Annotated in this window: 13 protein-coding genes and 1 riboswitch; of the genes, 3 read left to right on the top strand and 10 right to left on the bottom strand. The window is 45.6% G+C overall.

Annotated features, from left to right (window positions below):
- Positions 1-453 (top strand): RrF2 family transcriptional regulator, encoded by a 453-nt coding sequence (locus tag APAR_RS02050; RefSeq protein WP_012808486.1) that lies wholly within the window; start codon positions 1-3, stop codon positions 451-453.
- Between the two features lie 254 nt (positions 454-707).
- Here APAR_RS02050 and fba read toward each other — a convergent pair whose 3' ends face one another.
- Entirely contained in the window at positions 708-1,580 is an 873-nt protein-coding gene (fba, locus tag APAR_RS02045) for a class II fructose-1,6-bisphosphate aldolase (protein WP_012808485.1), read from the bottom strand.
- Positions 1,581-1,886: 306 nt separating this feature from the next.
- Between fba and APAR_RS07360 the strand changes: the two genes are divergently transcribed.
- Positions 1,887-2,831 (top strand): hypothetical protein, encoded by a 945-nt coding sequence (locus APAR_RS07360; RefSeq protein WP_012808484.1) that lies wholly within the window; start codon positions 1,887-1,889, stop codon positions 2,829-2,831.
- Between the two features lie 101 nt (positions 2,832-2,932).
- Positions 2,933-4,354 carry an aminopeptidase gene (locus APAR_RS02035; RefSeq protein ID WP_012808483.1) on the top strand — a complete coding sequence of 474 codons (1,422 nt, stop codon included), beginning with the start codon at positions 2,933-2,935 and terminating at the stop codon, positions 4,352-4,354.
- Positions 4,355-4,489: 135 nt separating this feature from the next.
- Here the strand turns inward: APAR_RS02035 and APAR_RS02030 are convergent, their stop codons facing one another.
- From APAR_RS02030 to APAR_RS01990, 9 genes are all read right to left on the bottom strand, one after another.
- Entirely contained in the window at positions 4,490-5,335 is an 846-nt protein-coding gene (locus APAR_RS02030) for an ABC transporter ATP-binding protein (protein ID WP_012808482.1), read from the bottom strand.
- A gap of 31 nt (positions 5,336-5,366) precedes the next feature.
- On the bottom strand, positions 5,367-6,422 hold the full coding sequence (locus tag APAR_RS02025) for an ABC transporter substrate-binding protein (RefSeq protein WP_012808481.1): 1,056 nt from the start codon (positions 6,420-6,422) through the stop codon (positions 5,367-5,369).
- Between the two features lie 35 nt (positions 6,423-6,457).
- Entirely contained in the window at positions 6,458-7,231 is a 774-nt protein-coding gene (locus tag APAR_RS02020; RefSeq protein ID WP_012808480.1) for an ABC transporter permease, read from the bottom strand.
- 21 nt (positions 7,232-7,252) lie between these two features.
- A riboswitch (TPP riboswitch) is annotated at positions 7,253-7,364 on the bottom strand.
- A 219-nt stretch (positions 7,365-7,583) separates the two neighbouring features.
- A complete protein-coding gene (locus APAR_RS02015; RefSeq protein WP_245526060.1) occupies positions 7,584-8,372 on the bottom strand; it encodes a phosphotransferase family protein in 789 nt (262 codons plus the stop codon).
- A 188-nt stretch (positions 8,373-8,560) separates the two neighbouring features.
- Positions 8,561-9,049, bottom strand: coding sequence for an Asp23/Gls24 family envelope stress response protein (locus tag APAR_RS02010; protein ID WP_012808478.1), 489 nt, complete (start codon positions 9,047-9,049; stop codon positions 8,561-8,563).
- A 13-nt stretch (positions 9,050-9,062) separates the two neighbouring features.
- Complete coding sequence (locus tag APAR_RS02005) at positions 9,063-9,305, bottom strand: DUF2273 domain-containing protein (protein WP_012808477.1); 243 nt, start codon at positions 9,303-9,305, stop codon at positions 9,063-9,065.
- Positions 9,298-9,993: an alkaline shock response membrane anchor protein AmaP gene (gene amaP / locus APAR_RS02000; RefSeq protein ID WP_012808476.1), complete on the bottom strand. Its 696-nt coding sequence runs from the start codon at positions 9,991-9,993 to the stop codon at positions 9,298-9,300. The genes APAR_RS02005 and amaP overlap by 8 nt, the downstream gene beginning before the upstream one ends.
- A gap of 123 nt (positions 9,994-10,116) precedes the next feature.
- The gene (locus tag APAR_RS01995) at positions 10,117-10,737 is read right to left on the bottom strand and encodes a DUF47 domain-containing protein (RefSeq protein WP_012808475.1); all 621 of its coding nucleotides are present in this window, start codon (positions 10,735-10,737) and stop codon (positions 10,117-10,119) included.
- Positions 10,738-10,796: 59 nt separating this feature from the next.
- Entirely contained in the window at positions 10,797-11,846 is a 1,050-nt protein-coding gene (locus APAR_RS01990; protein WP_012808474.1) for an inorganic phosphate transporter, read from the bottom strand.
- Positions 11,847-11,916: the final 70 nt, after the last annotated feature.

Below are 11,916 nucleotides of genomic sequence, written 5' to 3'. Positions count from 1 at the left end.
ATGGCCGGAATGTTCTCTACAAAGGGAATGTATGCACTCCGTGCAATGGCTGACCTAGCCGTTCATGAGGGCTGGGTCTCGCTGGGCGACGTTTCCGAGCGCCAAAACATCTCACGCAAGTACCTTGAGCAGGTTATTGCCCTAATGCACAAGGCTGGCTATGTTGACAGTCTGCGCGGAAAGGGCGGCGGCTATCGCCTCACGCGCAAACCTGAGGACTATACTCTGGGTGAAATTCTTCGCGCAGCTGAAGGCAATCTAGCACCTGCTAGCTGCCTGAACTGTACAAATACCACGTTGTGTCCACAGATGGAGTCCTGTACCACCATCAACATCTGGCGAGATCTTGGCCGCATGACCTCCAGTTTCCTAGACAGCAAGACGCTCGCAGACATTGCCCACAACGAAGGCAATATGCACGTCTCCCCCACTGAAAACCCTACTGCTGAGTAAACGTTTAAGCTGCACGTTTATTGTCTTGTGCGATGGCGATTGCATGTCGAGAAAATCTTGGAGTGCACCGGGTTTCTCGCGAGAAAATCGTGCCGCCGGTCAGTTGATTGCAAAGCGCACTTGATGCGCACCAGGTGTATGCCTAGTGTACCAAGCGTTCCCCCAACAAAAAACGGACCTGGAGAAAATCCAGGTCCGTCGCTTTAACTAATAGGCAGAGCACACTAACGTGTCCTCAGCACTTGCCACAAGGATTAGTTCCAAGCCTTACCATCGGAACCAAACTCACGAATAAGCTCTTTGGTACGCTCAACAATTGCCTCACGACCAGGCTTCATGAGCTTACGAGGATCATAACCCTTGCCGGTATCAACAAGACCAGCCTCAACGTACTTCTTAGTTGCTTCAGCAAAGACAAGCTGAAGATCAGTGTTGACGTTAATCTTAGAGATGCCCATAGAGATGGCCTTCTGAACCTGCTCTACAGGAATGCCGGTACCACCGTGAAGAACAAGTGGAAGATCACCGACGCGCTCCTTAATAGCCTTGAGCTGGTCGAAGGAGAGACCTTCCCAGTTAGCTGGGTAGATACCGTGAATGTTGCCAATACCACAAGCAAGGAAGTCAACACCCAGATCAGCAATCTTTGCGCACTGTTCAGGATCAGCGAGCTCACCCTTAGCGGTAACGCCGTCCTCAGTGCCGCCGATGCCACCAACCTCGGCCTCAACAGAAATGCCCTTTGCATGAGCTGCCTTTACAACCTCTTCGGTACGCTTAAGGTTGGTCTCAAAATTAGGCTCGTGAGAACCATCATACATAATAGAAGTAAATCCAGCCTCGATGCACTTGAACGCATCCTCGTATGAACCGTGGTCAAGATGGAGAGCAACTGGAACAGTGATGTTCTTGTCCTCAACAAGACGGCGAACCATATCTGCAACAACGCGGTAGCTTACCTGCCACTTTGCTGCACCGCTGGTGCACTGGATGATGACAGGAGACTGAAGCTCTTCTGCCGCATCAAGGATTGCTGCGGCCCACTCAAGGTTGTTCTCGTTGAATGCGCCGATGCCATAGTGACCCTTCTCGGCACTCTGGAGCATGGCTTTTGCGCTTACAAGCATGCTAAACCTCCGTTTGACGGAAAACTGATACATATAAATGATACCTTGTTTCATCACCTTTGATACGGTCGTTTTTAACAAAACATCGCAAGAAATCCAACGCACATTCTGACAAAAAATCTCACAGTCAAAATGGCGAGAAGTCCTCGTGCTTTCCACGAGAAATCTACACAGTAAAAAACAGGTTTCGTCGCATCGACGTTACCTTTTCAAAGCTTCTTGCCAGCTGATGTTGCGATTTAGCGACGAAACATTACATCTTCACAGAAATGAGGTAGGCTATCAGTTCAAAGAAAGGAGCATCTTGTGAGCTATAAGCACTTTGATGCAGACAAAACTCGATTTGCTTCGCCTGCTCAACCTACAAATGAAGCAGGCAACGAAAAACCTAGCCTTTTTAAGGGCGTTTCAATTACCCAAATTTTGGCAACCTCGCTTGCTGCGGTAACTTCATTTATGTTGTCAAACCAGATTGGTGTTGCTGGCTCGATTATCGGCGTGGCTGTTGGTGCTGCCGCATCAGCATTTGCTTCACAGATTTACCAGAACGTTATTAGGCGCTCCACGCACAAATTCCGCAGTAGTGATAATAATGAGTATGACCAGCAAGTATATCCTAACAGCAACCAAAGTACTCTAGAGAACACGCAATACATGCCTCAACCTCAATATGCACCTTCTCACAATTACTATCCCAACACCGCCTCTCATGCGGGACAGCCATCGCGGGTAAATCGCACGCCAACAGTATCGCGTAAGCATACAAGAGCACTAACTGTTGTAACCATTCTCTCGATTATTTTTACCATTACTGCTGTCATTCTTTATGCCATGTTCCTGAACTTTATCACCAACGGATCTGGCCTTGGACCAAAGGTTAGTACCAGCTCAGTTGTGACAGAAAAAACTGCGGACACAAGTAATTCGACAGATAAAAAAGATGACTCCAACTCATCTAGCGAGAAAACCGATGAATCAAGCAAGTCCACCGATTCCAAGGATTCTTCCGAGACTTCTGACTCCAAAAAATCAGAAACTACCAGTTCAGACAGCTCGTCTAGCTCGGAAAAGAAAAGCGACTCAAATAACTCTAGTAACTCTAGTAACTCGTCGGATAATTCTTCCAGCAATAATTCTGGAACAGACAACTCTAGCAGTAATTCTGAATCAAATCAGAACTCTAACTCTGGCAACAGTTCTAACAGCGGGTCTAACAGTTCTGGTTCTAGCAGCTCTACCGGAAGTAACTAGTTGACGGTACATTTAAGTGGTCGGTACATCTAACAAAACTTTCATGTACATAGTAACCACAAGCAGCAACTCTCACTGAGTTTGCTACAGAAAGGATGGGTATGGAAACCACAAACGCCTGGAAAAAGTACACCTCACAAGACCTAGATAAACTCCAGTCTTTTACCGAGGGCTACAGAAACTTTATTTCCAAGAACAAAACTGAGCGTGAGTGCGCCGCAAGTGCCATTAAGCTTGCCGAGGCAGCAGGTTACGTCAAACTTTCTGACGCTATTACCGCGGGTAAAACTCTCAAAGCTGGCGATAAAGTCTATGCAGACATTCGCGGCAAGTCCGTCATCTTTATCCAGATTGGCACCAAATCCCTGGAAGAGGGACTTAACATCCTTGGCGCTCATATCGATTCCCCTCGCCTAGACGTCAAGCAAAACCCTCTTGAGGAGCGTAATGAGCTTGCCACCTTTGACACTCACTACTACGGTGGCGTTAAAAAGTACCAGTGGGTCACTATTCCTTTGGCAATTCACGGTGTTCTTGCACTTAAAAACGGTAGCGTCGTAAACGTATGCATTGGTGAGGACCCAACGGATCCTGTTTTCTGTATCTCCGATCTTCTCATCCACTTGAGCGCTGAGCAGCTTGGAAAACCTGCTTCTAAGGTCATCGAGGGTGAGATGCTCGACCTCATTGTTGGCAACCGTCCACTTATTTGGGGCCAAAATGGCGAGAAACCCGCTGATATAGAAGGCGATGAACCAAAAGAAGCTGTTAAGGCTAACGTCATCAATATCTTGAAAGACCTCTATGGCATTGAAGAAGCAGACCTTCTCTCCGCTGAGCTTGAGATTGTTCCTGCGGGTCCTGCTCGCGACATGGGCTTTGACCGCTCCATGATTTTGGGCTATGGACACGACGACCGCAGCTGCTCCTACCCTTCACTAATTGCGCAACTCGAATGCAATGCTCCTGCTCGTACCTCTGTCACTATCCTGACTGACAAAGAAGAGATTGGTTCTGTAGGAGCCACTGGCATGAATTCCCTCTTCTTTGAAAATGTCATGGCAGAGATTCTGGCTCTTGCCGGTTTTGAGTCTCCACTTTCTCTGCGCCGCTGCATGGCTAACTCCTACATGCTCTCCAGTGACGTTTCTGCTGGCTATGATCCTAACTTTGCTAGTAGCTTTGAAATCAAGAACTCCGCCATTATGGGTCACGGCCTAGCATTCAACAAGTTTACTGGTAGTGGCGGTAAGGGCGGCTCCAACGATGCTGATGCCGAGTACGTTGCTTTAATTCGTCGCATTATGGACAATGCTGGCGTTCAGTTCCAGACCGCTGAGCTTGGTCGCGTTGACGCTGGTGGCGGTGGAACCATTGCATACATGCTGGCAAAATACGGCATGCACGTCATCGACTGTGGCGTTCCCGTCCTTTCTATGCACGCACCTTGGGAGATTGCAAACAAGGCCGACATCTACGAGGCGTATCGTGGATATCGCGCATTCCTCGAGTTTAATGAGTAAGCGCGGCGCATAAACAAACCTTGCACGCAAATCAAGCTAACAAGAAAGACGTGAGAGTTAAACCTTTCACGTCTTTTTTGTATCAAAAACTAAAGCGAGAAACTCGTACATCCCCCAACAACAAGTACAAAGCAACTACCCTAACAACAAAAGCACTTCTCGCTTGGCTGCCAAAAATTCATCGCTCAGATCAAACGATGCTAGGTCAGCATCTTGGCTTGAGTCTGTATCCACTGTCTCAACGCAGTCCTGAGGCTCAACAAAACCCACAATCTTGGTCACCACGCCCTGTGCGGGACTTCCCGCCATCACGTAAATGCGAGAAGCCATCGCAACAGCCTCATCAACATCGTGTGTAATAACCAGAACCGAAAAACCAAACTCTTTCACAGAAGACATAAGCCATGCACGCATTTCTCGACGTGTGAGTGCATCAAGCGCCGAGAAAGGCTCGTCCAACAGCATAATATCTGAACCAATAAGTGCCGTACGAAGAAACGCGACACGCTGTCTCATGCCGCCCGAGAGCTCGTGAGGCCAGCTTTGAGCCACACGCTCAAGTCCGCCGCGCTCCAACATCTCCTGAGCCTTCTGACGCGCCTCAAAGCGTGGGATGCCCTTCAGCTCAAGCGGAAGCGCAACGTTGTCAATGATACGCTTACTTGGAATAAGTAAATCTTTTTGGAGCATGTAGCCAATATGTCCCGGATGCCCCGTAATATCAGCGCCGTGCAACAGAACTTTTCCCTCTTGCGGCTGCAAAAGTCCTGCAAGCGCGTGGAGCAATGTTGTCTTGCCGCAGCCCGAGCGTCCAACCAAGCAGGTAATAGTACCTGGTTGCAGCTCAATTGAAATATCTTTGGCAACTACCTGGCCGTTACCCCAGACTAGCGTAAGATTTTGTGCTTCAAGCGCAGGTGCGCTCTGCTGCGATTCATGTGCAGGTGCAGCCTCCGGGCTTTTCTCGCCAAGAGCGCCCATCGCGCCGCCTTCTGTTATGTCAGTAATTTTCTTATCCAAGGTACTCACTAGTAAATCCTGCGGATGGATCAATCTTATTCTCTAGTAGCTTTTGGTTGTTAAGCCAGTTATAAAAACGCTGCCAGCGAGCTGAATCAATAACGCCCCACTTCTCAGCGTCGTCAATATACTTAGAGGCTAGGAACTTCTGAGAGGCTTTGACCAGATCAGCATCAAGTTCTGGAACAGCTTTGAGCAGAATCTCTGCTGCCTCGTCAGGATTAGAAACACAGAACTCATAACCCTTTCTGGTAGCGCTCAAAAATGCTTTAACAGCATCTGGGTTCTTTTTTGCAAAGTCATCGTTTGCCGCAATGACTGGCGTGTAGTAATCAAAGTTTTGATCAATAGCTGAAAAGGCAAAATAATTGTATGCAAAATTCTGAACACGAGCGTTTTGAACAGCCCACTGCTCATACACCCAAACAGCATCAAACATCTTTGCTTTTAAGCCAGATACCTCATCATCTACCTCATAAGGTACCATCTTAAGCGTTGAAGGATCTCCGCCATCAGACTCTATAACAGACCTGATAGTAGCCTGTTCAACAGGAAGATTCCACGTTGCGTAAGTATGGTTATTAAGGTCACGCGGACGAACAATATGATCATCTTCACGGCTCATAATGCCCGAAAGATTGTGCTGAATGATAGCGGCAACCGCAGTATACGGTAGTGGATTAGATGACGAGAGACTATTAGCAATATAGTCCTGATAGGTAACACCCATCTGGGCACCACCAGCACCAATCAACGCATCAGCACCGTCAGCGGGTGGCTGCTGAATGGTTACCTTGAGGCCTACTTCGTCAAAGTAGCCCTTTTCCTGAGCTACATAAATGCCGGTGTGATTGGTATTTGGCGTATAGTCCAGGGCAAACGTAATCTCTGTAGTACCACCAGTATTTTGGCCCGTGCCATTGTTACCACCGTTTGACGGAGCAGATGGTTGTTCAAGCGAGCAACCTGCGCAAAATCCTGCTGTCGAGAAACCCATCGCAGCTAGAAAGCCTTTTCTTGTCATACTCTTGCAATTTGATGCATTCATGCGTTTAATCACTTCTTTCTTTAAGTTTGTTAAGGCTATTTTGCAGATTCTTTGACGTTTTGAGACGTATCCCAAGGAAGCGCACACTTTTGAATAAGCTCTACAAGCTTCATCAACACCAGCGACAATGCAGAAACCACCACGATTGCCGCAAACATCCTGTCGTAGGCAAACGCCTTTCTAACGCGCGTCATGTAGACGCCAAGACCAGCATCGCCTCCCAGCCATTCTGCGATTACTGCACCAATTACGGCGTAAGTCACACTCATTTTTAGCCCCGAGAAAAACTGTGGTGCAGCAGCTGCCAACTTGACGTGCCAAAAAACCTGCATACGAGTGGCTCCCATGGTGGTCATCAGATCAACCATATCAGGATCAATCGCTTTAAATGCTGAGTTCAATGCCACGGTAATAGGGAAAAACGTTGAAATAGCTACAAGAACAATCTTGGGCAAAAGACCGTATCCCAACCAGAGCACCAGAAGCGGGGCAATGGTCACAACAGGAATAGTCTGTGAAATGGTGATAAGTGGAGAAAGTAATTTGTCCAGCGTTTTGAAGAAGTCCATAAAGACCGCAAGCAAGAAGCCGATAAGTACGCCAATAGCAAGACCAACAAAGGATTCTAGAAGCGTGATTCCTGTGTGTGTCATAAGAAGCTGAAAATCCTTAACCAGCGCAAATACAACCTGAATAGGAGTTGGGACTAGATAATTTGGAATAATTCCCACAACAATAACAAGCTGCCAAAGTGCAAGAAAAGAAGTAAGGGATATGACTTGTAGTGCAAACTGAGAAAGTTTTTTCATATGCCCTCCTTCTTATAGTGCGTAAGGACGGCATTTGCTCCCTACGCTGGCATTACCCAGATCAGGTTCTTGGGTCGCAGTATTAGGTGCTGCCTCTCAGCCGGGCCATTTCCCAGCTCCCCATTAAAATTATTATAGCGTGGATATCGCTAACATCAAATAAATTGTTTAACAATCTCTCAAATGAACATGTTCTAATCGTGTGCTCTTAATTTGACAAACACTAACCCAAAAGCTCTTTGAGTCCCAACTTGTCTAACTCAGTGATTTCTTTATTTGGAAGCAAGAAGTGTAATAAAAGAAGAGCCCCTGACGAGGCTCTTCTACGCTAGTTTAAAGTGCTTGTAACCAATTACATTGCATCAAAAACATTTACCCACTTAAGCAGGAATTCTGTTTCTTTCACACGACCGCGTGCAAGCTCTGCTGCAGCGATAATGCCAAGCCATTCGTTTACATACTGACGCGTGCATCCCTGCTTGGTGCAATAAAGATTGATGTATTTCTCGGCAAGCTCTTCATCACCATGAAGAAGCAAATGCAGATACGTTGTAGCGCAATCTGCAGCACCATTGCCCTGAGTTGCGTGTGCCCAGTCAAGAATTACGGGAGCGCCATCTTCAGCGAGAATAACATTAGAAGGTACAAAGTCACCGTGACAGACCTTAGTATGAGGCTTCATGCCATCAAGCTTAAGCAGGAGCTCATACCTTGTAGCCTCATCAAGAATGTCTGGAATGCTGTTAATCATTCGGGTGAACTTATCTTTTTGACGAGTCAGAAGTGGTGCTTTATGTGCATGAATAGCCAGCTCGATATTAACAAACTTATTGAGATACTCATCCTCTTTTTCTGGATGCTCTTCAATAAGCTGCCTTATTGTTTTACCCTCAACTTTTCTAGTTGAAATGGCCCAGCAATTACCAACCTTACTAATCTCTACAAGAGATGGAACGTTAATACCGGCCTGCTCAGCACGAGTGAGGTTTAAAGCCTCATTCAAAATATCAGCAGAAGGTTTGCTTCCGCTGAACACCTTAACGACTGTGTCTCCGTTGTCATACACAACCTTGTTATTACGCTCGACGATTACTTTTTTATCAGCTTTGAGCTCCATAACAACCTCCAATAAGGTACTCATGCAGATACTCACTATCTACTTAGTAGTATTGTCGTTCTTCTCTTACATCCCATGGCGAGAAGAACACTCTTATTGGATAAACGGTTGGCAAATTCGGCGAACGTAAACATTCCCAGTTAAAACAAGAAATTGATCTTCTGACAAACAATTAATATAAAGGCGTAAAACAGTATAAACTTTAGTGTGCTTTACTCTTCTTTATCTAACTGTTCAGGCTCTTCCGGACGCTGTTTTAGGCGGTCATATTCCTCGTCAGTCAAAACATCTTCTATACGCAGGCTAACACCAGAAACTTCAAGTCCTGTCATACCTGTAATTTTCTCAACAATCGTATGCTTAACGTCTTCAAAAATCTGAGGAGCATAAGAGCCATATTTAATAAGAACAGAAACGGTGACATTTAGCGAACTATCAGGCAATACTTCAACAGTGACACCTTTAGCCGTATCAGATGCACCAAGTACGTCTTGAACCCTGTTAAGCCAATTCCCACGAGCACCCACTACATTAGGAACATCACGCAAGGCCAGTGAGACAATCTTCTCAACAACTCCACCAGAGAAAGTAAGGGAATCTGTATCCTCGAGATCTGCATCGGAGAGAACATCTGTTGTTTCTTCCGCAGGAATAATTTCTTCAGAGGTGGTCTCTTGTGAATTAGTAAGCTCTTCTGCCACAGCTCTCTCCTATCTAGTTTCTATCCGTGAATAAAGAACGAATCTTTGCCAAAATAGTTGCTTTTCCGTCAAAAATCTGACCAATAGCAACTCCTACCAGTACAAACAATACAACAATTAGCATTTTAAAAAGACCAAATGTAAACAAAAGAATTGCAAACAAAAGACCTGCAAATCCGCCAATAATAGCACCAGGATGATCAAGGACGTATTTTTTGCACTGCTCCTGCATCTTTTGAAAAAAGCTTTTATCCATTATCTTTGACCTCCTTTGCCTCTGGCTCTGAAATGCTCAACCGAATGTCTTTACCAGTCTGCTGTGCAGAGGCCTGTTCAGAAAGTTGGTCACAAGCTTGCTCTTCTACAATCTCTGATTTTGCTACAACATCTTTTGACTGAAGTAGAGACGTACCTTCTTCATCTTTTGGCGAGAAGGAACTTGGCTTAATAAAAGAGAGATTAATGTCAGAAACACAAGGTCCACACACAATAGCAAGACCAGACTGAAGAGCGCTATAGAACTCAGAACCCTTTGCGGTGACATCGACAGGCTCTTTAGGAAGAATATCAACCTGTACAGATACAGAATTATTCTTAGAAATCTTCACGTTAACACGGTGCGCAAGGCAAGTTCCGTCTTCTTCAATGATATGTGCTGCTTGGGAAGAAATAGCGTCTTTAGTAACGGAAATTGTTCCGCCCTCAACAGTTGCAACAATAAGTTTTACAGTCTTTCTAATGAATAGAGCTCTAAACAGAACCACAATAAGACCAAAGATACTAATAGCTGCACAAACGTTAAGAGCAATAAGGTATGGCTTGGTAAACAAGAGGCTGGTTGCCTGATGAGTCCAAGAACCAAACCACGTCAATGCAAGAGCTAAAAACACAAATACACTTGCTAAAACATAGAGTATGTAGCAAAAACGCTTGAAGCCGCTCATAGCACCTCCACTTTCTTTTATATAAACAGTTTAACCCCAATACCAGACAAAAATAGAATATAAAAACTGCCTCCCGGTGGAAGGCAGTTTTTAGTCTTTATATATCGTCTACAAGAAACGAACTTAGGCATTCTTCATAACAACAGAGCGAACAACTCCTGCTGCATCGTCACAAGAATCTAAAACTGTCTCCATACGATCAAAAATACGAAGCCAAGCAACAGTGTGACGGCCAGGCATCTCATCGCGGAACAAACGAGAGAGAGCATTGTGGTAAATAAGGTCACCCTCGTCCTCAACGTGTCCAACAGCAATGGCCTTCTCCATAACGGTAGGATCTTTTTTGTAATCGCTCAGAATACTCAGCATCTCCTGAACCGTTTTGCATGCGCGAAGAGTAAGCTCAGCAAGCTGCATGGCCTCTTTACGAGTGTCGTCAACGTTAAAGAGATCAAGACGCTCTGCAACAGAGTTCATTCCGTCAACAATGTCGTCAAGACGAAGTGCCAAATCTGAGATGTCTTCACGCTCAAAGGGAGTAACGAAGGACGCGTAAAGCTCTTTCATAATGTGCTGGACCTTCTCGTCACACTCACGCTCATAAACCTTCATCTGAGGAATACGTGCAGCAGTCTCAGGATAGCCTTCCATAATGACCGCGTACTCTTCAGCGGTTTCTACAATTTTGTCGCCAAACTCACGAAACATGGTGTAGAAGACGTCCTCTTTTGGCTTACCTAGCATGAATCCTCCAATAAATTTGAGTGGTTCAAATAGAACTTGTAAAAGATAGTTATACGTACTTAGAAAATCATCAGGAACAGTTTTGCAAAAAGAAAACCAATAAGTCCGCAGCCAGGGAAGGTGAATACCCATGCTGCAACCATTTCTTTTGCAACACCCCAGTTAACTGAACGAATATTTTTTGCCGCGCCCGCACCCATCATGGCGGTCATTTTTGTATGAGTTGTTGAAACAGGAAGACCAGTCAGCGTGGAAAGCAACAGAGATGCAGACGCCGAGAAGGACGCAGCAAAGCCCTGGTAACGCTCAAGCTTTACCATTTCCATTCCGACTTTTTTAATAATCTTTCTTCCGCCAATTGCAGTGCCAATAGACATGAGAGCAGCGCAAAGTACCTGTAACCAAAGCGGGAATGCATCTGCGCCAGCAACTCCGTGCCCAGCGGAAAGCGCAATTGCAAGCATAGCAATAGACATAAATTTCTGGCCATCCTGTGCACCATGCATGGCTGCAACAAAGGCTGAGCCAACAACCTGCAAATGACCAAACATTTCATCAGCATGCTGTCGATTAACATTGACGCAAAGCTTATTAATTGCTTTAACAATAATCCAACCAGCAGCAAAGCCTAGTGTGGTTGAAAAAAACAGACCAATTAAAACCTTGCTCCATTCGCCCCAGTTAACAGCGCCAAAATCACCATGGATAGCAAGCGCTGCACCAGTAAGACCAGCAATAAGTGCATGTGACTCAGAAGTTGGAATACCTAAAGCCCAGGCTCCCACTGCCCAGGTAACAATACCTACACAACCTGCAGCAAGAGCAACAAGAGCCTCATGATCGTTACTACCAAAGTCAACCATGCCCAAGATTGTATCTGCAACTGCAGTTGAAATGAGGCACATAGCCACCAAACCAATAAAGTTGCATACAACACTCATGATAATTGCATTATTAACTTTGATTGAACGAGTTCCAACAGCCTCTGCAATAGCATTAGCCGCATCGGTTGCACCATTTACAAAGATGCATCCAAAAACAAGGACAATGACAAGGGCCAAAAACGGATTGGCAACTATCATCTCAAAAAAGTGTCCGAGGGTTATCATTTAGTACCTTTCAAACCACTTTCATAACGGGACAATGATAATCGAAATATCGTTTAACCATGTTTAAAAA

Source organism: Lancefieldella parvula DSM 20469 (assembly GCF_000024225.1).
GTDB lineage: Bacteria > Actinomycetota > Coriobacteriia > Coriobacteriales > Atopobiaceae > Lancefieldella > Lancefieldella parvula.
This window is presented reverse-complemented; position numbering and strand designations above follow the sequence as displayed.

Excerpts from the sequence above, each read along its gene's own strand:
- APAR_RS02050 (WP_012808486.1), top strand. The coding sequence starts at position 1 with ATGGCCGGAATGTTCTCTACAAAGGGAATGTATGCACTCCGTGCAATG.
- fba (WP_012808485.1), bottom strand. The coding sequence starts at position 1,580 with ATGCTTGTAAGCGCAAAAGCCATGCTCCAGAGTGCCGAGAAGGGTCAC.
- APAR_RS02035 (WP_012808483.1), top strand. The coding sequence starts at position 2,933 with ATGGAAACCACAAACGCCTGGAAAAAGTACACCTCACAAGACCTAGAT.
- APAR_RS02030 (WP_012808482.1), bottom strand. The coding sequence starts at position 5,335 with ATGGGCGCTCTTGGCGAGAAAAGCCCGGAGGCTGCACCTGCACATGAA.
- APAR_RS02025 (WP_012808481.1), bottom strand. The coding sequence starts at position 6,422 with ATGAATGCATCAAATTGCAAGAGTATGACAAGAAAAGGCTTTCTAGCT.
- APAR_RS02020 (WP_012808480.1), bottom strand. The coding sequence starts at position 7,231 with ATGAAAAAACTTTCTCAGTTTGCACTACAAGTCATATCCCTTACTTCT.
- APAR_RS02015 (WP_245526060.1), bottom strand. The coding sequence starts at position 8,372 with ATGAGTACCTTATTGGAGGTTGTTATGGAGCTCAAAGCTGATAAAAAA.
- APAR_RS02005 (WP_012808477.1), bottom strand. The coding sequence starts at position 9,305 with ATGGATAAAAGCTTTTTTCAAAAGATGCAGGAGCAGTGCAAAAAATAC.
- amaP (WP_012808476.1), bottom strand. The coding sequence starts at position 9,993 with ATGAGCGGCTTCAAGCGTTTTTGCTACATACTCTATGTTTTAGCAAGT.
- APAR_RS01995 (WP_012808475.1), bottom strand. The coding sequence starts at position 10,737 with ATGCTAGGTAAGCCAAAAGAGGACGTCTTCTACACCATGTTTCGTGAG.
- APAR_RS01990 (WP_012808474.1), bottom strand. The coding sequence starts at position 11,846 with ATGATAACCCTCGGACACTTTTTTGAGATGATAGTTGCCAATCCGTTT.